The organism is Cytophagaceae bacterium (assembly GCA_016722655.1).
Classification (GTDB): Bacteria; Bacteroidota; Bacteroidia; order Cytophagales; family Spirosomataceae; genus Leadbetterella.
Genome location: JADKIR010000005.1, coordinates 159,880 through 184,636, shown reverse-complemented (window position 1 = coordinate 184,636; position 24,757 = coordinate 159,880). Strand labels below are relative to the sequence as shown.

21 protein-coding genes and 1 other RNA gene are annotated in these 24,757 nt (G+C 34.0%); 12 read left to right on the top strand and 10 right to left on the bottom strand.

Translation table 11 applies throughout. The annotated features are described in order from the left end of the window. Positions 1 to 65: 65 nt before the first annotated feature. The 4 genes from IPP61_16570 to dapB are packed head-to-tail and all read left to right on the top strand — an operon-like array spanning position 66 to position 3,022. Entirely contained in the window at positions 66 to 722 is a 657-nt protein-coding gene (locus IPP61_16570) for a ParA family protein (protein ID MBL0326763.1), read from the top strand. Next, a complete protein-coding gene (locus IPP61_16565; protein ID MBL0326762.1) occupies positions 715 to 1,605 on the top strand; it encodes a ParB/RepB/Spo0J family partition protein in 891 nt (296 codons plus the stop codon). Before IPP61_16570 ends, IPP61_16565 begins: the two co-directional genes overlap by 8 nt. 11 nt (positions 1,606 to 1,616) lie before the next feature. Further along, positions 1,617 to 2,303 (top strand): hypothetical protein, encoded by a 687-nt coding sequence (locus IPP61_16560; protein MBL0326761.1) that lies wholly within the window; start codon positions 1,617 to 1,619, stop codon positions 2,301 to 2,303. Between the two features lie 2 nt (positions 2,304 to 2,305). Next, positions 2,306 to 3,022, top strand: coding sequence for a 4-hydroxy-tetrahydrodipicolinate reductase (gene dapB / locus IPP61_16555; GenBank protein MBL0326760.1), 717 nt, complete (start codon positions 2,306 to 2,308; stop codon positions 3,020 to 3,022). A gap of 25 nt (positions 3,023 to 3,047) precedes the next feature. Here dapB and IPP61_16550 read toward each other — a convergent pair whose 3' ends face one another. Both IPP61_16550 and IPP61_16545 read right to left on the bottom strand, forming a co-directional pair. Next, positions 3,048 to 3,554 (bottom strand): PDZ domain-containing protein, encoded by a 507-nt coding sequence (locus IPP61_16550; GenBank protein MBL0326759.1) that lies wholly within the window; start codon positions 3,552 to 3,554, stop codon positions 3,048 to 3,050. Further along, positions 3,517 to 4,773: a M61 family metallopeptidase gene (locus tag IPP61_16545; GenBank protein ID MBL0326758.1), complete on the bottom strand. Its 1,257-nt coding sequence runs from the start codon at positions 4,771 to 4,773 to the stop codon at positions 3,517 to 3,519. The genes IPP61_16550 and IPP61_16545 overlap by 38 nt, the downstream gene beginning before the upstream one ends. 239 nt (positions 4,774 to 5,012) lie before the next feature. Between IPP61_16545 and IPP61_16540 the strand changes: the two genes are divergently transcribed. Genes IPP61_16540 through trmB form a run of 6 tightly spaced genes read left to right on the top strand, consistent with a single transcriptional unit; the run spans position 5,013 to position 13,641 of the window. Then, the gene (locus IPP61_16540; GenBank protein MBL0326757.1) at positions 5,013 to 8,006 is read left to right on the top strand and encodes a tetratricopeptide repeat protein; all 2,994 of its coding nucleotides are present in this window, start codon (positions 5,013 to 5,015) and stop codon (positions 8,004 to 8,006) included. A gap of 2 nt (positions 8,007 to 8,008) precedes the next feature. Further along, positions 8,009 to 9,709 (top strand): hypothetical protein, encoded by a 1,701-nt coding sequence (locus IPP61_16535; protein MBL0326756.1) that lies wholly within the window; start codon positions 8,009 to 8,011, stop codon positions 9,707 to 9,709. Between the two features lie 14 nt (positions 9,710 to 9,723). After that, the gene (locus IPP61_16530) at positions 9,724 to 10,707 is read left to right on the top strand and encodes an SPOR domain-containing protein (GenBank protein MBL0326755.1); all 984 of its coding nucleotides are present in this window, start codon (positions 9,724 to 9,726) and stop codon (positions 10,705 to 10,707) included. Between the two features lie 12 nt (positions 10,708 to 10,719). Next, positions 10,720 to 11,661 carry a hypothetical protein gene (locus tag IPP61_16525; protein ID MBL0326754.1) on the top strand — a complete coding sequence of 314 codons (942 nt, stop codon included), beginning with the start codon at positions 10,720 to 10,722 and terminating at the stop codon, positions 11,659 to 11,661. 9 nt (positions 11,662 to 11,670) lie between these two features. Next, the gene (locus IPP61_16520; GenBank protein MBL0326753.1) at positions 11,671 to 12,963 is read left to right on the top strand and encodes a bifunctional folylpolyglutamate synthase/dihydrofolate synthase; all 1,293 of its coding nucleotides are present in this window, start codon (positions 11,671 to 11,673) and stop codon (positions 12,961 to 12,963) included. Positions 12,964 to 12,966: 3 nt separating this feature from the next. After that, entirely contained in the window at positions 12,967 to 13,641 is a 675-nt protein-coding gene (gene trmB / locus IPP61_16515) for a tRNA (guanosine(46)-N7)-methyltransferase TrmB (GenBank protein MBL0326752.1), read from the top strand. 38 nt (positions 13,642 to 13,679) lie between these two features. Here trmB and gap read toward each other — a convergent pair whose 3' ends face one another. Further along, positions 13,680 to 14,690: a type I glyceraldehyde-3-phosphate dehydrogenase gene (gene gap / locus IPP61_16510; protein ID MBL0326751.1), complete on the bottom strand. Its 1,011-nt coding sequence runs from the start codon at positions 14,688 to 14,690 to the stop codon at positions 13,680 to 13,682. 430 nt (positions 14,691 to 15,120) lie between these two features. On the opposite strand from gap, the gene IPP61_16505 reads away from it, so the two are divergent. Together IPP61_16505 and IPP61_16500 are read left to right on the top strand one after the other, a co-directional pair. After that, a complete protein-coding gene (locus tag IPP61_16505) occupies positions 15,121 to 15,930 on the top strand; it encodes a 2,3,4,5-tetrahydropyridine-2,6-dicarboxylate N-succinyltransferase (GenBank protein MBL0326750.1) in 810 nt (269 codons plus the stop codon). 402 nt (positions 15,931 to 16,332) lie between these two features. Then, positions 16,333 to 16,749, top strand: a complete 417-nt coding sequence (locus tag IPP61_16500; GenBank protein MBL0326749.1) for a helix-turn-helix transcriptional regulator — start codon at positions 16,333 to 16,335, stop codon at positions 16,747 to 16,749. Between the two features lie 106 nt (positions 16,750 to 16,855). On the opposite strand, the gene IPP61_16495 is transcribed toward IPP61_16500, so the two are convergent. The 7 genes from IPP61_16495 to IPP61_16465 all read right to left on the bottom strand — a co-directional run bounded on the left by IPP61_16495 (position 16,856) and on the right by IPP61_16465 (position 24,757). Continuing rightward, the gene (locus IPP61_16495; GenBank protein ID MBL0326748.1) at positions 16,856 to 18,268 is read right to left on the bottom strand and encodes a hypothetical protein; all 1,413 of its coding nucleotides are present in this window, start codon (positions 18,266 to 18,268) and stop codon (positions 16,856 to 16,858) included. A gap of 84 nt (positions 18,269 to 18,352) precedes the next feature. Beyond that, positions 18,353 to 20,905: a DNA gyrase subunit A gene (gyrA, locus tag IPP61_16490; protein ID MBL0326747.1), complete on the bottom strand. Its 2,553-nt coding sequence runs from the start codon at positions 20,903 to 20,905 to the stop codon at positions 18,353 to 18,355. An 87-nt stretch (positions 20,906 to 20,992) separates the two neighbouring features. Beyond that, positions 20,993 to 21,670: a tRNA (guanosine(37)-N1)-methyltransferase TrmD gene (gene trmD, locus IPP61_16485; protein MBL0326746.1), complete on the bottom strand. Its 678-nt coding sequence runs from the start codon at positions 21,668 to 21,670 to the stop codon at positions 20,993 to 20,995. A gap of 4 nt (positions 21,671 to 21,674) precedes the next feature. Next, positions 21,675 to 22,205 (bottom strand): 16S rRNA processing protein RimM, encoded by a 531-nt coding sequence (gene rimM / locus IPP61_16480; GenBank protein ID MBL0326745.1) that lies wholly within the window; start codon positions 22,203 to 22,205, stop codon positions 21,675 to 21,677. Positions 22,206 to 22,267: 62 nt separating this feature from the next. Next, positions 22,268 to 22,909, bottom strand: coding sequence for a 30S ribosomal protein S16 (locus tag IPP61_16475; protein ID MBL0326744.1), 642 nt, complete (start codon positions 22,907 to 22,909; stop codon positions 22,268 to 22,270). An 82-nt stretch (positions 22,910 to 22,991) separates the two neighbouring features. Next, an RNA gene (gene rnpB, locus IPP61_16470) (RNase P RNA component class A) lies at positions 22,992 to 23,341 on the bottom strand. 45 nt (positions 23,342 to 23,386) lie between these two features. After that, the gene (locus IPP61_16465; protein ID MBL0326743.1) at positions 23,387 to 24,757 is read right to left on the bottom strand and encodes a DUF4403 family protein; all 1,371 of its coding nucleotides are present in this window, start codon (positions 24,755 to 24,757) and stop codon (positions 23,387 to 23,389) included.

The following is a 24,757-nucleotide window of genomic DNA, read 5'->3' as shown; positions in this document are numbered from 1 at the left end:
TCTTTTTTGTTTATATTGGTTGCTAATTAATCTATTTTCTAGCAAATTTGCGATTATTTTTTTTTATGTCTTTTAAAATAGGAATTTACAGTCTGGAGAAAAATTCGGGAAAAAGTATTACAGCTGCTTTCCTTGCCGAAAGTCTGGCTACATTAAATCAAAAAGTAGCACTACTTGATGTTACCCAAGATACTTTTTTAACAGATTTTCTGCAAATAAAAAAAAGTACTCTAAATTCAATTAAAATATCAGAATCTACCTGGGATTATCAAAAAATTGAAAATATAAATAATTTCGATTCATTCATTTCGAAAAGCGAAAAATACGATTTCATAATTGTAGATTTTCCATCTTATACAGATGATTATTTACCTGAAATTTTAAGTAAACTTGAAAGTGTAATAATTCCAATTGAGTGTGAGTTTTATGGATTGGATAAATTGAATGAAACATTTGAAGAAATATTAAAATTTGAAAACCTGAAAGTCGAGGGTTTGTTATTGACCAAAGTTGATAATAATAATTCTTTGGTCGAAAAAATAAAAGGGTTCTTAAAAGATAACTTTTCGGATTTAGTATTTAATTCATCAATTTCAAGAAATTATTATTTGGGTTTACCTCACTTTTCAATAGAAAACCTAAATCATTCAATACCAAATTTTGGTTTTGCTGACTACTTAAAATTAGCAAACGAAATACTTGACAATAGAAACAATGGATAAACAAATAAAAAGAAAGGGTTTAGGAAAAGGATTAGGAGCCTTGCTTTCTGAAAGAAATCAGGAATCAAACGATCTATTGGCTGTTGATGACCGTTCTTTCGAAATATTAACTGAAAATATCAGTACAAATCCATATCAGCCAAGAACAAATTTTGACTCTGTTTCATTAATCGAATTAAAAGAATCAATACAGGCACAAGGTATTATACAACCCATTACAGTTAGGAAAATTGGCGAGAATAAATATCAGTTAATCTCAGGTGAAAGGAGACTTCAGGCTTCAAAAATGGCTGGATTATCCAAAATACCTGCCTACGTAAGAGAAGCTTCTGATAAGCAAATGCTTGAAATGGGTCTGATTGAGAATATTCAGCGGGAAAACCTAAATGCCATGGAGGTGGCCATTGCTTATAAAAGGTTAATTGATGAGTGTAACATTAAGCAGGAAGAAGTAGGAGCTAAGGTTGGAAAAGAAAGGTCAACAGTGACAAATTATCTGAGGTTATTAAATCTTCCTCCGGCAGTTCAAGAAGGTTTGAAACTCAAAAAACTTTCAATGGGTCATGCAAGGGCTCTTTTAGGAATTGAAGATGAAAAAACGATTTTAAGTATATATAAGGATATAGTTGAAAATGAGCTTTCGGTTAGAAAAGTTGAGGAAATAATAAAAAATCATAATTCTGATAGAAAACCAAAGCCATCAACTCAAAAAAGTATTAAGGCTACAAAATTTTCACTTAATGACTTACAGGAAAACCTTTCTGAAGTTTTTAAAAGGAAAGTATTGGTTTTTGCTGACGAGAATTCAAAGGGTGAAATAAAAATTCCGTTTGGTTCAAAAAGTGATTTGGACGATATTCTAAACAAACTCAAAAAAAAATAAAATTACCAGAGGTGAGTTTAACACGGTTCGGAATATTTTTTTTTCTTATTTTCTGTTTTAGCAGCCAATGGAGTTATGGACAGAGTGATTCCTTATTTTCAAAAATTGACTCATTAAAAAAGAAGCAAATAGCAACAAAAGACACAACTCAGGGTGCTAAACTTCGAAGTTTTCGGAAAAATTCTAAAGATATTGTAAAAAAATCTTTTGGACTTACACCTTTTAGTGAAAAAGAAACTCCAAAAATAGCATTTTTTAGGTCTGTATTATTTCCGGGCTGGGGACAAATCACAAATAAACAATATATAAAACTTCCAATAATATATGGTTCCGCAGCGGTTGGGGCATATTTTATCAAAAAAAACAATAATGAATTTCTGAGATTTAAAGGGTACTTGCTTGAAATGGCAGCTGATACAATAAATAATCCAACAGAATATACCATAAAAAATGAAAACGGGACTTTGTCCGGACCGTATTCAAAGAGTGTCATTACATCAGCCGCTAAACAGTATAAAAGATGGAGAGATGGGACAATCATTGGCTTTTCGGTGGGTTGGCTACTTTTTGCTATTGAAGCCAATGTAGCGGCACATATGAAGACTTTTGATATTTCGGATGACATCTCAATGAATATTTCAGGCAGCACCATAGGCCAGACAGGCCTGGGAATAAAAATGAAATTTAATTTTAAATAATTATGAGGATAGGATTGCTGGGATATGGCAAAATGGGAAAAGCAATAGAAAAAATTGCAATCGAAAGAGGCAATCAAATCATTTTCAGGATTGATTTAAATAGTCAGGAAACTTTGGATCAGTTTACACCGGACGACGTGGATGTGATTATTGAATTCAGCTCACCCCACTCTGCCTATCAAAACTTAAAAAATTGCATGGAGAAGGGCTTTAAGACGGTTTCTGGAACAACTGGATGGTTGGACCACAAATCTGAAATCGAAGCTTTGTGTTCAGAAAAAGGAGCCGCATTTTTTTATTCAAGTAATTACAGCATTGGAGTAAATCTGTTTTTTAAACTCAATAAAGTTTTGGCAGAACTCATGTCAACACAAAAACAATATGAGATTTTTACTTCCGAGATTCACCATACCGAAAAACTTGATTCTCCAAGTGGTACAGCAATAACTTTGGCAGAAGGAATTATCGCCAATAATGAAGAAAAAAAACATTGGGTAAATAATCAGATACCTAAAAAAGAAGAAGTTGCAATCTGGTCTTCAAGAGAAGGGAAAGTACCTGGAACTCACACTATAAAATACATTTCCGAGGTTGATGAAATTGAAATAAAACACACGGCTAATTCCAGGACAGGATTTGCACTTGGGGCGGTGATCGCAGCCGAATGGCTTGCTGACAAAACAGGTGTTTTTGGTATGGATGATATGCTTAGATTATAAAAAAAGTGGCTTTCGCCACTTTTTTTTAATTTAAATGCAAAAACTTATTGTATCTTTTTATTGCCATTGGGTCAGTTGACCGCATTGGTGTAAGTTTTACAGATTGTAGATTATTACCCTCCAGTTTGACAGAGAATATTCTATTAATTCCACCTCTTTTAACTTCAATTTCAATCGTTTCACCAATTTTTTTGTTTTCCAAAACATCTGCTAAATTGACAAAAGTCTTTCCATTTATTTTTAAAATTTCATCATTTACATTTAAACCATATTTATAAGCTGCCGTGCCATTATCCACTCTGGATATCATTTTTCCCCTGATTTGGGCACCCAAATACGGTTTATCAAGATTTAATTTTTCAAAACTTACATTAATATCAGCCATAGCGTAATATTTTTTGTAATCAATGGTTTCAGTACCAAATATATGATTTTTGAAAAAATCTTTCAAATCAAGACCTGATACCCTCTCGCAGGCAATTCTGAATTCATCATCAGTAAAACCTACATTTTTTGCGGAGATAATTTTCATTGTACAACAATCTCATAGCATCATCCAAAGATTTTTCTCCAATAGTATTCCCAATTATCATCAAATTAAGGATAGTTCCAATAATTCCTCCTTTTGTATAATATGAAGTAGTTGAGTTATTCGAATTTTCATTGGGTCTGTAATATTTTATCCATGCATCAAACGATGATTCTGCCACTGACTGCACTTTATTTCCAGGTGAATTTTCGGTTGTACCAATGTCGGAAGCAAGCATTCCCAGTAATTTGTTTTCATCAATCAAACCTGCCCTTCTAAGTATGTCATCCTGGTAATATGATGTAAAACCTTCAGAAACCCAAAGCATATTGGTGTAGTTTTCATTTTCATAATCAAATGGCCCTAAAGCAATGGGTCTCATTCGTTTAACATTCCATAAATGAAAATATTCGTGGGCAATCAATCCCAAAAATCCGATGTATTTGTCCTGATTTTTATAAGCATCAGGTGAAGTTTGACAAGTAGTGCTATTAAGGTGTTCCAATCCACCTCCAATGCCGGGCATGTGATGGATAATAAACAAATATTCTTTACAAGGGTGTTTTCCACCAAATACACTTCCACTGGCTTCTACTACTTTTTTATAGTCATCAATTAAAGTTTTGGGGTCATAACCCAAATTCTCAACAGAATAATTAGCAATGGTATGTTTTACGCCCAAAGCTTCAAATTCCAAAATATCATGATTACCAATTTCGATTGGACTATCCACCAAAAGATCAAAATTTTCAACCTCAAAAGTATTCTTTCCAATTGATGGTAATGCAACCGAAACCTTTTTGAAACTTTCATGAGGCGTAATTTTCAATTCTGAAGGAGAATTTAAATATTGCGGAATGAACATAAATACTGCAGCACCATTGGCATATCCATGTGTATCATCCAAATGGGCATTTCTTACTGACAACTCGAAGGAATACACCCGATATTTGACCTCAACCTCATCCAAACCATCAACTTTTACCCTCCATGTATTTTTTGAGATTTTACCTGATTCAATTTTTTTCCCAGATTGAATGGCTTCAAAACCTTCTACATTTTTGGCATATTCTCTGATCAAATAAGAACCAGGAGTCCAAACTGGCATTTTAAAGTCAATAAAACCCGAATTATCCGGCACATTTGCTGAAATTTTTACTTCAAAATAATGGGTACTGGGTTCTGGCATTGATAGCTCATATTTCATTTTGTAATTAGCCATGCTACTCTTATTAATTTTTGCTGCTGTACAGGATGAAAACACTGCTATTGTCAGCAAAAAAATTGAAATTTTCAGTTTTAACATTTGATTAAGATTTTTGATAAATACAAAACTACAATTTTTAAAAAATCAAATCGTTTTGTACCATAAATATCTCAAAAAGTTTTTTAAATCTTAGTTTTCGAGAAAAAAACAGAACAATTACTTAATTTTGTTCAATTTTATTTCAATTCCTTATTATGAAATTTAAATCATTAACAATAGCTTTCCTTATATCTTTCCATACATTATTTGGGCAAAATACGCTTAATTATACCCAAATAGAAGCCCATTTTAATAATGGAATTGAGCTTTTTCAGAAAAAAGCCTATTCAGCTGCCCGAAAAGAGCTTCATGAATATATTTCAAAGTCTGAAAATTCCCTGAATCCCAACAAATTCAACATTGCCAATGCCGAATACTATTCTGCTCTTGCCTCACTCAATACGCAAGCCAAGGATGCAGACATTGAAGTGGAGAGATTTGTTTTGAAAAATCCGGAACACCCTAAAGCCAAATTGATTTACAATAATCTGGCAAAGAGTTTTTTTGACAAAGGAGATTTCAAAGGGGCTATCGCATATTACCAAAAAGCACTTGAAAACCGGGCAGACAATATTGATACTTACGAAATTAGATATCAGTTGGCTTTGGCATATTACCAAATCAAAGATTTTAAAAATGCTTTGGTGGAATTTGATAAAGTTAAAGCAACCGTTGCACCAAATGCCCTTAATGCAGCATATTATGCGGCGGTTATCAATTTCCAAAACGAAAACTTCGACCTGGCTTTAAGTGACCTGAAAAGGGTAGAAAACGTAAATCCCTATAAAATTGAAGTTCCTAACTGGATAGGTCAGATTTATTATAGACAAAAAAAACATGACGAACTAACCGCTTATGCTGAACCAATTATTGCTAATCCAAACGGTAGAAAAATTGACGATTTGTGCCTTTTGACTGCTGAGGTTAACTTTTTTGATGATAATTTCGAGAAATCTGCGGTTTATTATGATAAATTCAAAACTTTCAGACGTGGAACAGTAAGTGATCAGGTTACATTTCGCCATGCATTTAGCCTTTATAAAACTGACAAATTTGAAAAAGCTTCCGTCTTATTTAAATCTCTGGCCAATAATAATACTGAAATTGGTCAACAATCAGCTTATTATTTGGGAATATCTTCCTTAAAAACCGGTGATTTAAATGCTGCTATGGCGGCTTTTGAAAATGCTAAAAAAGCCGATTTTGATAAAAATATTAAAGAAGAAGCTTCCTATAATTATGTTAAAGTTTTAGTAGAAAAATCTAATAATACATTAGCAATCAACGAACTACAAAGCTATCTCAAAAATTATCCTAACGGTAAATATGTTGATGAATCAAATGAACTTTTAAGCGAAATTTTCTTCGAAACAAATAGTTATGTATCTGCAATTACCTATATTGAATCTCTGACGAGAAAGACTTCAAAAATTGAAGAAGCCTATCAAAAACTTTGTTACAATCAGGGAGTGGTTGATTTTAATCTGGAAAAATATGAAAGTGCAATTAAATACTTTAATAAATCGCTGGAAAAACCCACAGATAAGGCACTTGCCACCAAATCAAAATATTGGAAAGCTGAGGCACTAAATATGTCAGAAAATCCTCAATCAGAGAGTATTTATCGTGAATTGGCCACTTCAGGTGACAATGAGATAAAACAAAAAAGCCTATATAGTCTTGGATATATGTTTTTTAATAAAGGTGAATTTGTAAAAGCTCAGAAATATTTTGAAGATTTCAGATCGGGCTCAAAAGGAGAAGCAGCATTGGCCCAGAATTATGAAGATGCTTTAGTTAGAATAGCAGATTGCCAACTTGCAGGGAAAAACTATACCCAGGCACTTAAAAATTACGATTTAGCATATCAGGTCAATAAAACTGACAAAGATTATTCTCTATATCAGAAAGGATTAACTCTGAAATATCTGGATAGAGACAAAGAATCGAAGGAAATATTCGAAAAATTTTCGAAACTATATACATCATCCCGATTAATCGATGACGCTCTTTTTCAAAATGCCGAATTTGAAATGGAAAAAAGTAATTATGCTTCAGCAATTTCGATTCTGACTGACCTTATGCGGAAAAAGCCAAATAGCATTCTCATACCTCAGGCTTTATTAAAAAGGGCCATATCATTTTCAAATTTACAGGATTACGACAAAGCTATTTCCGATTTTAAGGTCATAATAAACAAATATGGTAAAACTGAATTTGCTGAAGAAGCTCTTTTGGGACTTCGTGAAACTTTAAACAATAGTAATCGTACAGAAGAATTTGCCGAAGTGGCTGATCAGTACCAAAAAAGCAATCCCAATGATAAATCGGTTATTAACTTGCAATTTGATGCAGCAAAAGACCTTTATTACGCTGAAAAGTATGATAAAGCCATTGTTGCACTTCAGAATTTCATCAGTTCAAATCCAAAAAGTAGCTCGGCACCTGAGGCCAACTTTCTCATTGCAGAATCTTATTATATTTTGAATAAAAAAGATGAAGCATTAAAATACTATCAGGAAATTGTGATTTCAAACAGTACCGAATTCCTAAGTAAATCAGCCATTAGATCTGGCAATTTATTCTTTGAAAAACAAAACTATTCTGATGCTATTTTAAACTTCCTGCAAGTTATTTCTGCTACCTCAAATCAAAGAGACATTGTTGTTGCACAGGAAGGACTATTTAAAAGCTACTATTTCAAAGGAGATTTTGACAAATCTATAGAATACAGTAATAAGGTAATTCAGGAAGGAGGAAATACAGTGATGGGTGCTGAAAACCGGGCTATTTTATTCAAAGGAAAGTCCTTCTTACAAAAAAAGGATTTCAATCAGGCAAAGACTGAGTTTGAAAAAGTAATTGCGATGGCCAAAGATATCTCTGGAGCGGAAGCGAAATATTTTATAGGTGAAATGCATTTCGCTCAAAAAGATTTTGATACTTCCATAAAAGTTCTTCAGGACCTGGCCGCAGACTTCTCAGACTTCACATATTGGTACGAAAAAGCATTTCTGTTAATAGCAGACAATTATCTGGCAAAAAATGATGAATTCATGGCCAAAGCGACTTTGAAATCGATCATCGAGAACTCAGAAAGCAAAGACACTGTAGAGAAAGCAAAACAAAAATTAAAAGCAATCAACTGAAAATGGCATTTAAGAAAATAACAACGATAGTAATTTCGTGCTTGGTTTCGACTTCGTTATTAGCCCAAAAAGAAGTTGTTAATGAAGAAATTAACATTAAAAAGGAAAAGGAAATAGTAGTTCCGAAAGCTAACAGGATTTTAGAAAAAATACCGCCGATTGTTGCTGAAAAGAAGGAAAAGAAAATGACCTATTCTTTTTATGACAGAAAACCAACGGCTGTGGAAGAAACCAGGTTTGTACCATCAGTGGTAAATCCTGTAACTAAAAAAGCCATGGATGAAGAGATTCTTGGTTACCGGAATTATCTGAAAATAGGAGCTGGAAATTTTGGAAGGTTTTATGGAGAAACTTATATAAATTCTGACCAAAACCGCAAACTAATATACGGACTTTCTGGCATGCTTAATTCAGCAAAAAGAGGTCCAATCCAAAGCCAGAATTCTGGAAACAGCAATGCAAAAGTAAATTTAAATGGAAAATACCATCAGAAAAATTACGAACTAAAAGTCGATGCGGGTTATGAACGAAGAAAATACTTTTTCTATGGTTACGATACAACAGTTCATAGGGATTATAAGCCTGAAGACCTGAAACAGGTTCTAAACTTATTGTCGTTTTCAGGAACATTCGAAAACACTAACCCAAAACCCATAGTTGATTATTCTTTAACAACCAGCATCAAATCATTATCTGATCATTATGACGCAGCTGAAACAGACTGGGGTACTAATTTTCATGCGTTTTTTCCTGTAAAAAAAGATAATATTACTGCTCTTTTAGATGCTGAAGCTTACATTACGCATCGCTCTGACAATTATGAATTTAACCCGGTAAGAAAAAGAAATCTTTTCAGGGTAGAACCCGGTTTTAGATTTGATTTTGGAAAAATATCTGCAAAAATTGGTTTCAAAGCAGTTAATGAATTTGATCAAATCGAGAACATAAACACAACCAAAGGTTTTCCAACGGCATTATTATCATATAAAACCCCTTCACTCACATATTTCTTTGTCGGATATGATGGCGACATTATCAGAAGTACCCTGCATTCCTTTTTAAACGAGAATCCTTTTCTTGTTGAACAGGCCAACCTTTTAAATACTTATAAAACCAGTGATTTTTACATTGGCTCTAGAGCTGAGATGTATTCCGGGGTAAGTTACAATGCAAAAATTTCTTATGGTAAATATCAAAACCTTTATTACTATACACAATACGAGGGTAGTACATTTTCACCAACAGGTTTTCCTGTTAATGTTACTAAGTTTCAAATTGAGTATGAAGATGAATTGACCGATTTTATTAATTTCTCCGGAGAATTTGGTTATTCTAACTTTGACAATTGGAAGCCTAACCTAAAACTGGATTACAATTATTATGAAACGGTCAAATTTGATAAGCCTTTCCATAGACCTGCCTTTACAGCTCGTTTAGGAAACACTTTTACGCTTGCCGAAAAAATAGTTTCATCTGTTGATTTTTATTTTATGGGTGGTTTATATGCCAGAGATATAATGACAATGGAAACTGTAAAACTCAAAAATATCGCTGATTTAAATACTGAATTTACATATTTATTCAGCAAACAGTTTTCAGCTTTCGTAAAATTGAATAATATTGTAGGGCAAAACTATCAGAGATATTACAATTATCCGCAAATGGGGCTTAACTTTGTTGCTGGTATCAACGTTTCTCTATAACATTTCCTAATAAATTGAACATTCAAAAAGAAATATTATCAATTATTCACGGACAGGATTTTATAATTCTTCCAGAGATTGGTGCATTTATTTTTGAATATTCCAAGCCCTATTTCAATGGTGAAAATCAATTGGTAGAAAGTAAAAAAACTCTTAGATTTGAGAACATTATCACTAAAGACCCTGATAATAAACTAATTAACTATCTTTCAAAATCACTTTCAATCCCAAACAATTTTACGGAAATTGAATACCAGGACTTTTTAAGAGGCTTTAAAAAAGAGATTTTATTAAAGGATAAATATGACTGGGAAGGTTTTGGTATGTTTTTTAAAGGCCAAAGTGGATTGATTGAGTTTTTTCCTGAAAGAAATCAGTTAGTTGATAAAGTTACTCACGCCGTACAACCAATAAAAACTTTTCAGGAAAAAGCCTCGGTCATCACCCAAGAGTATATTCCAAAAAAAATCAAGACAAGACAGGAAAAAGTAATTAAAAATATCAATACCGGTTCAAACCAGACAAACTGGTTTAAGTATTTTTTATTTTTATTGCCAATTGTTTTGTTGTCAACGGGTTTGGCATATAATTTTTTGAAAAATTCCCCAAATAAAAGGCCAATACAAACACTTGTTGAAGAAATTGATTCGCTGGATAAAGCGGAAAAGAATATCCCTGAAATAAATAATCAAGATACGAATATCAGGAAACCTCTGGCCTCGAAAAATATCGTTACAGAAAAATCCAGTAGCATTTCAAGTAGCAATAAAGACATTGAAAATACCAAATCTAATTATACCATTAATATCGGTATTTTTAAAGTTAGAGAAAATGTTGATAATCTGGCCACTTATTTGGCTGAAAACGGAATTCCGGCAAAAGTCAGACCCAGTGGTGGCAAATATAAAGTTTATGTTTCGGCCGAATCAGAGGAACAGGCAAAAGAATTTGTTGATAAAATAGAACAATTAACCGGCGAAAGGCCCGTTTACCAATAAAAATTTAATATTGTGCAAGCTATAGATCAAAATAAAAGTCACGAAATTAAGGCAATGGCTATTAGTGCATTTATTTATGCTGCCATTTTAGTTTCATTATATTTGATTAAAATTGCCTATGAACCTGTGGAAGAATTGGCAATGGGTGTGGATTTAAACTATGGAGTTGATTTAGTTGGCTCTGGTGACATCCAAACACATAACCAGGCCAATGACTCCAAAAACAATTTTGAAGCCGCCCCACCAGCCGGAAACGAATCTCCAAAGAACGTGGAAATAAGTAAACCCGCACCGGTAACCGAAAAATCAGAACCAGTAAAGGCAACACCTTCAAAAGTTTTGACTTCTGATGAAGATTCGAAAGTCACTATGAAAGAAAGCAAAGAGCCAACTAAGCCTTCTAAACCTGCCACCGAAGCAAACAACAATTCCAAAACTACCACACCAGCTGCCCCAAAACCGGAACGCTCAGTAGATAACGGATCGATTTTTAAAAAACCAGGAACAGGTAGTAGTAATTCAAATGGAACAATTGGTACGAAATCGGGTATTGGTGGAAATAATAATGGAGATGGCAAACCTGGCGAAGTAGGTGATAAAGGTGATCCTCGAGGTACAATGGACGGAAAAAGTATGATGGGTAAACCAGGAAAAGGTGGTTCCGGAACCGGTAATAGTGGTGCTTCAGTGAGTATTTCAGGTTGGAAAAATAAAGGCCCTTTGAATATTCCGAAAGATAATTCATCGGAAACTGGTAGAATAAAATTCAAAGTTATTATTGATGATTTTGGTGATGTACAAAGAATTGATGTTGTAGAAACTTCTCTAAGTCCTTCAGTTACAAATTATTACAAATCTCAAATTACCAAAAAACTAAAAACCAACCTGGTACCTGAAGGTACACCACCGCCAAGATCAACAGGTACAATTACCATTAATATCACCAGGGGATAATATTTGGGAATGACTTACGATCAAACCATCGAATATCTTTACAGTCAATTACCTGTTTTTCAAAAATTAGGTAAAAAGGCTATAAAACCAAAGCTTACCAATATAAAACTTCTGTGTGAAGCTCTTGGAAACCCGCAGAATGATTTTAAGAGCATTCATATTGCCGGTACCAACGGAAAGGGTAGTAGTTCTCATTTTTTAGCCTCTATTTTACAGGAAGCCGGTTTTAAAGTAGGATTATATACTTCTCCTCATCTCAAAGATTTCAGAGAAAGGTTCAGAATAAACGGAGAATTAATTTCTAAAAGCTATGTTGTTGATTTTGTTGAAAAAAATAAACAACTGATAGAAGAAATTGAACCTTCATTTTTTGAACTTACAGTAGCACTTGCATTTAAGGTATTTTCCGAAGAAAAAGTGGACTATGCAGTGGTTGAAGTTGGGCTGGGAGGGAGGCTTGATTCTACTAATATAATTAGCCCTATCTGCTCTTTGATAACCAATATTGGTTTTGACCACATGGACATTTTAGGCAATACCTTACAAGAGATTGCAAAAGAAAAGGCAGGAATAATAAAACCTGGGATTCCGGTTATTATTTCTGAATATAATGCTGAAACAGCTCCTGTTTTTAATAATAAGGCTTCAGAATGTCATTCTGATATATATTTTGCCTCAGAGTCTTTTAATATTTCTAATCTGAAAGATAGTATTGATAAACTTTCATTTACTATAACTGATAATTATTCTTTGGATACTTTTGAGGTAAATTCAGAGTTAGTTGGTTTTTATCAAATTGCTAATATAATTGGTGTTTTTCAAACATGTTCGGTTTTAAACAAAATTGGTGTAGTCATTTCTACAAAAAACATGTTGGATGGAATTAAAAAAGTTGTGACTAATACTAATTTAAAAGGCAGATGGCAAATATTAAATAGAAATCCATTGGTTATTTGTGATACCGGACATAACGAACATGCATTGAAAATAACTTTAAAAAGGCTTTCTGAGGCTAAATTCGATAATTTACATCTTATATTGGGGTTTGTAAAAGATAAAGACTTAAAAAAGGTTTTCGATCTCTTTCCCAGTAACGCAAAATATTATTTTACCACATTTGACTCATTTAGGGCCCATAATCCTTCTTTTTTAAAAGATTTTGGAGATAAATATGGGTTAATATCTGAAACCTACACAAATGTTAATCAAGCTTTGGCACATGTAAGATCAATTTCCTCCCAAAAAGATATTATTTTTGTGGGTGGAAGTACATATTTAGTCTCAGAATTAAACGAATTATAAGAATTGTCAAGAAAGAAACTACCCCGGTTTGAACATAACCAAACTGCTCAAAATGTTATTGAAAGAGGTAAAGAATTATATACCACAATAAAAGGGAAATGGAATGAGGTTTACTTTAAGAATCAAAACCCAATTTCACTTGAGCTTGCTTGTGGAAAAGGTGAATATACCGTTGGACTTGGAAAAGAATTTCCAGAGACAAATTACATTGGAATTGACATAAAAGGTGATAGAATAGCCAGAGGATCAAAAAAAGCAATTGAGTTTGGCCTGAAAAACGTAGCATTTCTTAGGACCGGAATTCAATATCTGGATGAGTTTTTTGTCCCTGATGAAGTAGATGAAATTTGGTTGATTCACCCTGACCCACAGCCCAGGGACAAAGAAGAAAAAAGGAGGTTGACTAATACGAAATTTTTGAATTTATATAAAATCTACTTAAAAAACGAAGGTTTATTTCATTTGAAGACTGATAGTAAATTCTTATACGAATATTCACTGGAAGTAATTAAGTCTGATCCTGAATTTGAAATAATTGATTTCACTGATAACTTATATCTCTCCGAACTCAACAAAGAACATTTTGAAATCAAAACCCACTATGAACAACTATTCCATCAAAAAGGCTCAGATATTCATTACATAAAAGCCAGGCATAAAAAAAGAGCTTCAAAGTGATTTGAAGCTCTTTTTAATTGTTGAAATTAATTTCGAAATTACTTAATCAACGAGGCAAAATATTTCACTGTTCTAACCAATTGAGATACATAAGACATCTCGTTATCATACCAGCTAATAGTTCTCACTAATTGAGTATCACCTACTGTTTGAACTCTTGTCTGAGTAGCATCAAACAACGATCCGAAGCTGATTCCGATAATATCTGAGCTTACAATTTCATCTTCTGTGTAACCAAAGCTTTCGTTAGCAGCGGCTGCCATAGCTTTATTGATTTCTTCAACAGTAACTTTTTTGCCAAGTACACAAGTCAATTCAGTTAATGATCCTGTCAGGGTTGGAACTCTCTGAGCTGATCCGTCAAGTTTTCCTTTCAAACTAGGCAAAACCAAACCAATTGCTTTAGCTGCCCCTGTACTATTAGGAACAATATTTTGTGCTGCCGCTCTTGCCCTTCTCAAATCACCTTTTGCATGAGGTGCATCCTGAGTGTTTTGGTCATTAGTGTATGCATGAATAGTTGTCATCAAACCATTAACTATGCCATATTCATTCTCTAAAACTTGTGCCATTGGAGCAAGACAGTTGGTAGTACAAGAAGCTCCACTTATTATGGTCTCTGTTCCATCCAAAATGTCATGATTAACATTGAATACTACAGTTTTCAAATCACCGGTAGCAGGAGCTGAAATCACAACTCTTTTGGCACCAGCAGTGATATGAGCACTTGCTTTAGCGGCATCTGCAAAAAATCCTGTGCATTCCAAAACCACATCTACATCATGTGATCCCCAAGGAATTTGTGCCGGATCTCTCTGAGCATAAATATTAATTGAATCGCCATTTACGATAATTGAATTCTCAGTAGATTCCACTTTTTCTTCAAATCTACCTTGAGCTGTGTCATATTTTAGCAAGTGAGCAAGGGTTTTGGGGCTTGTTAAATCGTTGATAGCTACAACATCGATACCTTCCATGTTATATATTTGTCTGTAAACCAAACGACCAATCCGGCCAAATCCATTAATTGCTACTTTGATGTTTTTCATTGTCTTCAAATTTTATGTAAAAAAAGATTCACAAAATTAGAAATAATATTCCCAATTACTATATCAATTTAGTATTTTTATTGCCTTAATTCTATGAAAAGCAACACACAATCTTTAAAAAAATCAATATGTTTTAAGATTTTTATTTGGGGAAATTGTATTATTTTTAAAGAATACCAATAGGGGAGAGACAAAGCTATATTACTAATAATTTTAGTACATTAGCATGCTCTTTTATTTTTTATCTTAACCTAAAAAATCTTATATTTGTATTATATTTTTCTTTAACGAAATAATATTCGGGTAAAAAAAATGAAATTTCTGATCCTGAAAAAGTCTTTTATTTTATAACTTTAACAGATTGATTTCGTACAATTTAAGTGTATCTTAATTAAGTAAAACTATTTCAAAATATAATAAAAATAATACAATGGAGGAATTGATATTGGCAGCATGGGAGGATAGAACTCTTTTAAAAGAAAAAAGTACAGTAGATGCTATCAATGAAGTGGTGAGAAGAGTGGATCTTGGGGAAATTAGGGTGGCTAATTTAAATAGCAATAACGAATGGGTGACTAATGAGTGGGTGAAAAAAGCCATTATTTTATTTTTCCCTTTGAGACAAATGGAAGTCCTGGAAGCAGGAATCTTTGAATACCATGATAAAATGGAGTTAAAAAGAAACTATAAAGAACTGGGTGTAAGAGTGGTTCCTCCTGCAGTAGCAAGATATGGTTCTTATATTGCCCCTGGAGTAATTTTAATGCCCTCATATGTAAATATTGGTGCTTATATCGATGAAGGTACAATGATAGATACTTGGGCCACAGTAGGAAGTTGTGCCCAAATTGGTAAAAATGTACATTTAAGTGGGGGTGTAGGCATTGGAGGTGTTTTGGAGCCACCTCAGGCAAGCCCTGTTATAATTGAAGACGGTGCATTTATTGGATCAAGATGCATTGTGGTTGAAGGAGCACATATCGGTAAAAAAGCAGTACTTGGTGCCGGAGTAACGATTACAGGTAGCTCAAAGATTATTGACGTTACCGGACCGGAGCCTGTTCAATATATCGGACATGTACCTGATAACTCAGTTGTAATACCTGGTACGCTTACGAAAGCTTTTCCTGCCGGAGAATATGGCATACCGTGTGCATTGATAATTGGAAAAAGAAAGGAAAGTACTGACTTAAAAACTTCATTAAATCAAGCACTTAGAGAAAATAATGTTAGTGTTTAATTAGAATAATAATAATTAAAAAGGGGCTCAATGTAATAATTGAGCCCCTTTTGTTTTAATAAGTTTGCAGATTAGAAACTTTTTTATAATTTGAAAGCACAAAAGCCGGAACCCTTAAAATAGGACTCAGTTTAAAAAAAACTGAGTCCCTAGTTCTTAATTAGTTTAATGGATATAGCAATTAGTTTATTATAGGAAAACACAAAGCCGAAACCCAAATTCTTTTTGCAAATATTATCTCCTAAAAAATTAAATCCAACAAGCTTTCTATTTATAATTATCCTGCAAAAAAGTTGACTTTTTTTGTCAATAATTTTAAGTATGTATATGTATATAATTAACAAATGTTATTTATTTTGAATTTATTTGTCAATTATTGCACAAATTTGCTACATTTGTGTTATGGAATTAAGGGATAAGATAGAAAAGTTAATTATAGGGCTTGGTTTGAGTGCAGCCAGATTTGCTGATTATATAAACGTTAGCAGACCTATAATAAGCCACATTCTTTCTAACAGAAATAAACCCAGCCTGGAGATTATTCAGAAAATAATTAGCAAATTTCCTGAGCTCGGTTATGAATGGATTTCAGATGAAAAAGACATCGACAAAACAATAATTCAAAAACTAGCCAAAGATCTTAATTTTCAATTTAGATCTGATGATTTTTATGATGAACGAGAATTGAATATTCCCATACAATATAAAGGTGAAGAAAAAATATTCAATTCTCAGGCCTTACCGAATCAGGAAAGAAAAGAAGTAAAAGTTATGATTTTTTATTCTGATGGTACGGTTGAATCATTTATTCCTAAATAATAATTATATCTTATTTTCTGATTTATGATTTGTTTTATAATTTATATTATGTTAAATATTAAAATATAAAATAGGCCACAATATCTTGTGGCCTATTTTGCAGAAATTAGTTTTTACACTGTTCCAATATACGGTTTAGATTTTTTAAGTTTTCAATAACCATATCATCATCAGATTTTAATGTTTGACATTTATCAAAATATGGTTTTGCAATACTAAACTGTTCGCAAGCTTTTTGCTCAATTACTTTACCTTCTTTCTGGAAAGTTTTCATATCCATCGCATCAACTGCTTTTTTAGTCTCTACGGCCTGATTAAAATATAATACTGCCATATTGAAATTAGTTTCATAGTGGTCCGGATCCAAAGCCAGAACTTTATTATAAATATTCAATGCTTTATCTTGAAATGACTTCTGGTTTTGAATTAGTTCGGGCAATTTAGCATCCAAACCTACAGAGCTCAAATCCGCTTTTTTGGTTTCAATTTCACTTTGGATCTTGGTTATCCCCTCTTCAATACTCACTTTTTGACTTGTTACCTCAGCAATTCTCTTTTTAGTGGCAGCGGCTGTTTTAGGTTCTTTTTTCAATTTTGTAGTTAAATTGGCAATCTCACTTTGATAAGCTGAAAGTTTATCCTTTTCATTTTCCAGCTTTTTCTCCAGATCAACAGTGCTGTGTTTTTCGATTGCATCTTTAATTTTGAAAATTTCTGAGTTATAATCCTGTGATTTGCTATCGTATAGCAATCCAAGATTAGAAAGATTTAAAACATTTGTAGGGTCATTTTCAACCATTTTATTTAGGTCAGCAATAGCTCCATCAATATTGTTTGAAACGATATAAGTATTGATAATTTCATTTTTCAAATCTTTATCAGCAGGATTCATTGCAACGCCTTTTCTAAGAATCGTCACTGCCTCATCCCATTTTTTCTCTACTTTTAGAATCTGTGCCAGGCTATAAAATACCGCCGGATCTTTCCCGCCATTGCCGATATAATTGTTGAAACTCACTTTTGCATCTTCGTTATTTCCTACCGCCTGATAAACGATTCCGGAATACAATGAAGCAAGTGTATCTTTCGGGTTAATCTTAGTGCTCATCCCGAAATATTTGGCGGCCATTGCCAGATTTTTGCTATTATAGTAGTTTGCTCCTTGTGATAGGAATAAATCACTCATTGTTTTACTGCTAAGGGCTTCTTCGATAGCCTTAGATTTTTTTCCACCCGCTGCTTTTTCAATTTCTAATGCCTTCGAATAAGCATCAAAAGCTTTCTGTGCAGCAGATGAATCATCAGTACAACGACTTCCCTGAGTTACATATGCTTCTGCCAATTTTACCCAAGTAGCACTTTTTACGTTTTGTTTAGGGTTTTCAGAAGTTTTAATTGCTTTGTTTACAGCATCGGCATAACCTTTACATTCAATCTCTTTTAAAGGGTCTGCTGCTGTCTGACCTTTAGCAGTTAAAGCGATTACACTTATAAAACCTGCTACAATTATTTTTTTCATTTTTTAATTGATTTTATTTTTGTTTTAGACAAATATTTAAAATTTGGTTTATTTTTTTCTTATTGTTTAACAATTCATTAATTATTAAGATTCGGGAGTTACTTCAGGATTATCTGATGATTCTCCTGACTGAACATCACCTTCCTCACCTTGTTCATCTACAGCATCTTCACTAATAATTCTGGTCACTGAAGCAATTCCATCATTGTCATTTATCCTGATCAACTTAACTCCCTGTGTATTTCTACCCATAACCCTTAGATCAGCCACCTGTATCCTTATTGTTATTCCTTTGTTGGTAATAATCATTAAGTCGTCAAAATCTGTCACTTCTTTAATCGAAACGAGCCTTCCTACTTTATCAGTTATATTAAGTGTTTTAACTCCTTTGGCACCTCTGGCAGTGATTCTATAATCTTCAATATCAGATCTTTTACCAAAACCATTTTCCGATACTACCATTAATTGTGCATCTTCTCTGTTGATACAAATCATACCAATAACGTGATCATCTTCAGCCAACGAAATGCCTCTCACACCAGTCGCTCCCCTACCCATAGGTCTGATACCTGATTCGTGGAATCTAACCGCTTTACCCTGACTTGCAGCAATAATGATGTAATCATTGCCATTAGTTAAAGCTACGTCAATCAAAGTATCACCTTCATTGATATTAAGTGCAATGATACCATTTTGGCGTGGTCTGGAATATAGCTCAAGTAGCGTTTTCTTCACAGTACCTTTTTTGGTACACATTACAATATAATTATTCTTGATATAATCAGGATCTGACAATGTTTTCACATTTAATACAGCCTTGATTTTATCATCTGACTCTATATTAATCAGGTTTTGAATGGCTCTTCCTTTAGACAATTTATTTCCTTCAGGAACTTCAAAAACCCGCAACCAGAACAGTTTACCTTTTTCAGTGAAAAACAGCAGGTAATTGTGATTTGTAGCCATGAAAAGGTGTTCTGTAAAGTCTTCGTCTTTAGTTTTCACACCTCTGGATCCTGTACCACCTCTACCCTGAGTTTTATATTCGGCCAGGTTGGTTCGTTTAATATATCCTTGATTAGAAACTGTTACGAGCATTTCGTCGTCAGGTATCATATCCTCGATATTGAACTCCCCTCCTACCATCTCAATTTTGCTTCTACGAGCGTCACCAAATTTGGTTTTTATATCGAGCAAGTCGGCTTTTACAATTTCTTTCTTTCTTTCGTCAGAGGCCAAAATTGAATTTAGTTCATCAATAAGTTCTTTGATTTGCTTATATTCTTCAATGATTTTGTCTCTTTCAAGGCCGGTTAACCTCTGCAATCTCATGTCAAGAATTGCCCTGGCTTGAATTTCTGAAAGACTATATGTACTTATCAATCCTGCTCTTGCTTCGTCAGGATCCTTAGAATTTCTAATTAAAGCAATTACCTCATCAAGGTGATCTAAGGCTATTAATAAACCTTCAAGAATATGGGCTCTTTTTTCTGCTTCTTTTAATTCAAACTGTGTACGACGAGTAATTACTTCAATCCTATGCTCAACATAATATTTGATTAATTCTTTGAGATTGAGAGTAACAGGTTTTCCTTTTACCAAAGCAACATTGTTGATGCTAAAGGATGATTGCAGTTGAGTATACTTGAAAAGGTTATTTAATACTACATTTGGAACGGCATCGCGTTTTAAATCATAAACAACCCTAAGACCTTCACGGTCTGACTCATCTCTAAGATCGGAAATCCCCTCAATTTTCTTTTCATTGATCAGTTGAGCCGTTTTCTCAATCATGTTGGCTTTATTGACCATATAAGGAATCTCGGTAACGACGATTTGTTCCTTACCAGTTTTTGAAACTTCAAAATTGGCAACAGATCTGATAACGATTCTACCTCTACCGGTTTCAAAAGCCGATTTTACACCACTATACCCATAAATAATTCCTCCTGTAGGGAAGTCAGGGGCTTTAATAAATTCCATCAATCCTTCAATTTCGATATCTGGATTGTCGATATATTGAATAATTCCTTCAGCTACCTCAGTTAAATTATGAGGAGCCATATTCGTGGCCATACCTACAGCTATACCGGAAGTACCATTCAACAAAAGATTTGGGATTCGGGCTGGTAATACAGAAGGTTCGGTAAGAGAATCATCAAAATTGCCCTGAAAATCAACTGTTTCTTTGTTGATATCAGAAAGCATTTCTTCAGCAATTCTTCTTAGGCGGGCCTCTGTATAACGCATCGCTGCTGGCGAATCGCCATCAATCGAGCCAAAATTACCCTGACCATCGACCAGAGGATATCGTAAGGACCATTCTTGTGCCATACGCACCATGGTATCATAAACCGAGGAGTCTCCATGAGGGTGATATTTACCCAAAACCTCTCCCACAATACGGGCAGATTTTTTGTAAGGCCGGTTATGATAGACACCCAACTCAGACATACCGAAAAGTACTCTGCGGTGTACTGGTTTGAAACCATCTCTAACGTCGGGTAATGCTCTGGAAACGATCACTGACATAGAATAGTCAATGTACGCACCTCTCATTTCATCCTCAATATTAATTGGAATAATTGTGCCGTGATTACCAGCACTCAGATCTTGATTTTCGTTTTCTTCTGCCATAAATATAGGTGAAGGATTCTATTAAAAATTAAGGTAAAGTTTTTACTATTTTTTTGTAAAAGTACGTTTTTTTCAGGAGAAAAACAATCAAAAATCCAACAAATCGGGCCTTCTGTTTTGAGTCCTTTCTATTGACTTCTCCAGTCTCCATTCATTGATTATTTTTTCATTCCCGGATAGTAAAACCGAAGGAACTTCAAGGCCTTCAAACACTGCCGGACGCGAATAAACGGGGGGGGCTAAAAGATTATCCTGGAATGAGTCTGTTAGTGCTGAAGTTTCATCATTTAATACACCCGGTATAAGCCTAACGAGGGCATCAGTAAAGACAGCAGCTGCCAATTCACCACCAGATAATACATAATCACCGATTGAAATTTCTCTGGTTACAAATATCTCTCTAATTCTTTCATCTATGCCTTTATAATGCCCACAGATTATTAAAATATTTAGCTTTAATGACAAGAAATTTACAGTTTTTTGATTCAAATTCTCACCGTCTGGGGTCATGTAAATTATCTCATCAAAATTAACCTGTTTCTGTAAATCCCGGATGCAATTAGCCAGTGGCTCAACCATCAATACCATACCGGCACCACCTCCATATTGATAATCATCGATTTGCTTATAGTTTCCCTGTCCATATTTTCTTAGGTCGTGAATATATATGGAAACATGGCCATTTGATTGAGCATTTTTCACAATTGACTGCGAAAAGAACCCTTCAATCAGTCCGGGTTGACAAGTTATTATATCAATTCGCATTTTCTCAGGAATTTAAATATACATCTACCAAGCCATCAGGGATATTTAATTCAATAGTAGTATTTTGGTGATCAATTTTTTTGATGAATTGATCAACGATGGGAATTAAAATTTCAACGCCATTATGGTCAACAGCAAACAAATCATTGCCCGTACTTTCATATATTGCCTTTATTTTACCAATTTCTTTTTCAGAGTTACTATCATAAATATTATAGCCAATTATTTCATGATAATAAAACCTATTCCCTTTTAGTTTTGGCAAAGCAATTAATGGAAGGAATACTTCAGCATTGACGACTTTCTCGGTTTCTTCAATTGAGGTTATTTCTTTCAATTTTAGAATTGACTTTTTCCCTCTAATCTGTATTTTCTCTACATCGTATGGAATCAATTCACCTTTTATGTCTAAAAGGATAACGTCAAGTTTTTTATAATTTTCTGGTTGATCTACATCGAGATAAATTGTCACTTCACCTTTTAATCCATGTGATTTAGTGATTTTTCCCAGAGAATAACACTCGTTTTTTTTCATAATACTAAAATAAAAAATCCCCGCCGTAAAAGCGAGGATTTATAACAAAAATCTTCTGAAAATTATTCAGCTGCAGGTGCTTCTTCTGAAGCTTCTGTAACTTCGGTTGTAGCCTCTGGTGCTGCAACTTCTTCAACAGATGGAGTTTCTTCAGCAACAACCTCAGCTTCTACTTCTGTTTCCACAGCGGCACTTTCTTCTGAAGCTTTCTGTGCTGCTTCAGCTTGATTAGCAGCATCAATAAGAGCTTGCTCAGCTTTTAAAACTGCTGCCTCTTTTTCTTCTTTTTTCTTACGCTCGATATCTAAAGCAGCAATTTTCTGAGAGTTTTTATCGCCAGCTAGTTTTGCGATTTTTTTAGCTCTAAGTTCTGCTTTTTCATTACTCCAGGCTTCGAATTTTGCATCGGCTTGTTCCTGAGTAATTGCACCTTTAGTAACACCAATCTGAAGGTGTTTTTTTATCATTACACCATTAACTGACAATATTTTTCTAGTGGTGTCAGTTGGTTGAGCACCTACTTGCAACCAATACAAAGCTCTATCAGCTTTCAAGTTAATTGAAGCCGGAGTAGTATGAGGGTTATATTGACCAAGTTTCTCGATAAATCTACCATCACGTGGTGACTTAGCGTCTGCAACAACGATATCGTAAATAGGCATTTTTTTACGACCTCTTCTTGCTAATCTGATTTTAACAGCCATTAAATTGTTAATTTAGTGGGGAACCCGTCCCCTGTTTTTAAAATTGGAGTGCAAAAATAGAAATTTATTTTTGTTTTTCAAAAAAAGAAATAAGCTAATAAGCCGAATTCTGTATTTTCCTATCATTTATCTCGGTGAAAAATCACTTCTTCACTCTAGCGACCTACCCTCCGACTAAGGCGAGCAGCCCTGCAATGTCGGTATATTTGGTCTTTCAACTCATGAGGTTTACCAATGCAGCCAATTTCGCAATCGGCTCGGGGGTCTCTTACACCTCCATTTCACCCTTACCCCGCAATTGCTGGGCGGTATTATTTCTGTGGCACTTTCTGTATTTCATTAAAATGAAACCCTACCCGTTAGGTAGCATGATGCTCTTTGTTGTTCGGACTTTCCTCTACGGTCACCCGCAGCGATAGGTTAGCTTATTTCAATACAAAATTAATAAAAAATATCCAAAATAGAACCGGCGAATTATCACATGCCTTTTACAACTATCTCTACTTTGGCTTTGGAATTTACTATGGCCAAAATCCCGCTTTCAGAAGCTTTGACTTTATCGGGGGTAATGGATACAATCTCACCTTTCATTTTTACTCCTTTAGTTATTTCAGAGTTTATAGTTTCAAGTACAGCAGCTCTACCATAATTAATAATATCATCGACCGGAAGGCCAAACTCACTTTCGATTTTTCTTTCCATATAGCCTTCCAGTAACCATGCACCGGATTTATGAAGAATATTTTTGGTTTTGATATCCAGTTCCGCTGCTGTCAATTCCACGACTTTCTTTTCAGGATTATACTTAGGGACACCTTTTATGAAAATAGTCCCTTTAAAGCTTCCTTTAGTTACGGTTTTAATCAATAGTTGATCATCCAAAAAGCCAACTTCAAGGTCGAGGATTTCAATTTTGTATTTCCCATTTTTAAATTCATATTTCTGACCTTTAAACATGTTTTGGCTGATTTTGGTAGCTTGTTCATAGCTTATGACATTAAAAAGCTGTATTTCAAATATGTCTGGGATACTGGCTACCGTTTTAAATACCGGAAGTTTGATAGGTTTTGGATCTAAGCTGGTAGGATTTCCAACCAAAGTTTCAACAAAGACTTTGATTCCAAGTGTAGATTTGAGGCTTTTTCCAACTGTCTTCAGGGGTGTCATAAACATGTCAACAGGATCTACAATTACCCAGGTATTATATTCCTCTGAAGCCAGAAAAGGCTTTTTGGCAGTTTCCCATGCTTTTAAAACATAGGGTTTAAGGGAATAATTTTCTTTAATGGTCTGATCTATTTGCCTCGCAAAAAGCGACAAATTATTTTCAATTAGTTTTCCAATTATTGGTGTAATCGGAATGTCCATATAACCAGTTTTCAAAACAGGTTTAGTAATCCAAACGTAACCTAAACCATTTGTTAAAGTTTGAATATCATAATCAGGGGTAATTGAAAATTTTGAAGAGAATTTTAATTTTAATTCAAATTCAGTGGCTGGTGCCTGTGAAACACCCAAAACAGATATTCTTTTTTGTGCCCAAATTTTTAAAGGTACTTCGTAGGAGAAAACATCATTTTGTAATCCGGTAAAAATCAAATTTCCTTTTCTCCAGACTTTTACTTTCAATTCATCATGATCGTTATCATCAAAACTTTTATCCTCATAAATCATATCAGGCATTCCGGAGTTAATCTGATTTTGTAAATCATCAATCGAAATATCAATTGGAATACTAATGATAGAAGGCTTTTTTTCAAAATCCAATGCGGCATTTATTTCTTTTACATCCTGAGCACCGGCTAAAACTGAATACAGTAGAGAAATACTAAAAATTACTTTTTTCAC

Coding starts and splice junctions, on each gene's coding strand:
- IPP61_16540 (MBL0326757.1), top strand. CDS start 5,013: ATGAAATTTAAATCATTAACAATAGCTTTCCTTATATCTTTCCATACA.
- dapB (MBL0326760.1), top strand. CDS start 2,306: ATGAGGATAGGATTGCTGGGATATGGCAAAATGGGAAAAGCAATAGAA.
- IPP61_16535 (MBL0326756.1), top strand. CDS start 8,009: ATGGCATTTAAGAAAATAACAACGATAGTAATTTCGTGCTTGGTTTCG.
- rimM (MBL0326745.1), bottom strand. CDS start 22,205: ATGAAAAAAAACGAGTGTTATTCTCTGGGAAAAATCACTAAATCACAT.
- IPP61_16550 (MBL0326759.1), bottom strand. CDS start 3,554: ATGAAAATTATCTCCGCAAAAAATGTAGGTTTTACTGATGATGAATTC.
- IPP61_16495 (MBL0326748.1), bottom strand. CDS start 18,268: ATGAAAAAAATAATTGTAGCAGGTTTTATAAGTGTAATCGCTTTAACT.
- IPP61_16565 (MBL0326762.1), top strand. CDS start 715: ATGGATAAACAAATAAAAAGAAAGGGTTTAGGAAAAGGATTAGGAGCC.
- IPP61_16505 (MBL0326750.1), top strand. CDS start 15,121: ATGGAGGAATTGATATTGGCAGCATGGGAGGATAGAACTCTTTTAAAA.
- IPP61_16545 (MBL0326758.1), bottom strand. CDS start 4,773: ATGGCTAATTACAAAATGAAATATGAGCTATCAATGCCAGAACCCAGT.
- gap (MBL0326751.1), bottom strand. CDS start 14,690: ATGAAAAACATCAAAGTAGCAATTAATGGATTTGGCCGGATTGGTCGT.
- IPP61_16475 (MBL0326744.1), bottom strand. CDS start 22,909: ATGGCTGTTAAAATCAGATTAGCAAGAAGAGGTCGTAAAAAAATGCCT.
- gyrA (MBL0326747.1), bottom strand. CDS start 20,905: ATGGCAGAAGAAAACGAAAATCAAGATCTGAGTGCTGGTAATCACGGC.
- IPP61_16520 (MBL0326753.1), top strand. CDS start 11,671: ATGACTTACGATCAAACCATCGAATATCTTTACAGTCAATTACCTGTT.
- IPP61_16570 (MBL0326763.1), top strand. CDS start 66: ATGTCTTTTAAAATAGGAATTTACAGTCTGGAGAAAAATTCGGGAAAA.
- trmD (MBL0326746.1), bottom strand. CDS start 21,670: ATGCGAATTGATATAATAACTTGTCAACCCGGACTGATTGAAGGGTTC.
- IPP61_16500 (MBL0326749.1), top strand. CDS start 16,333: ATGGAATTAAGGGATAAGATAGAAAAGTTAATTATAGGGCTTGGTTTG.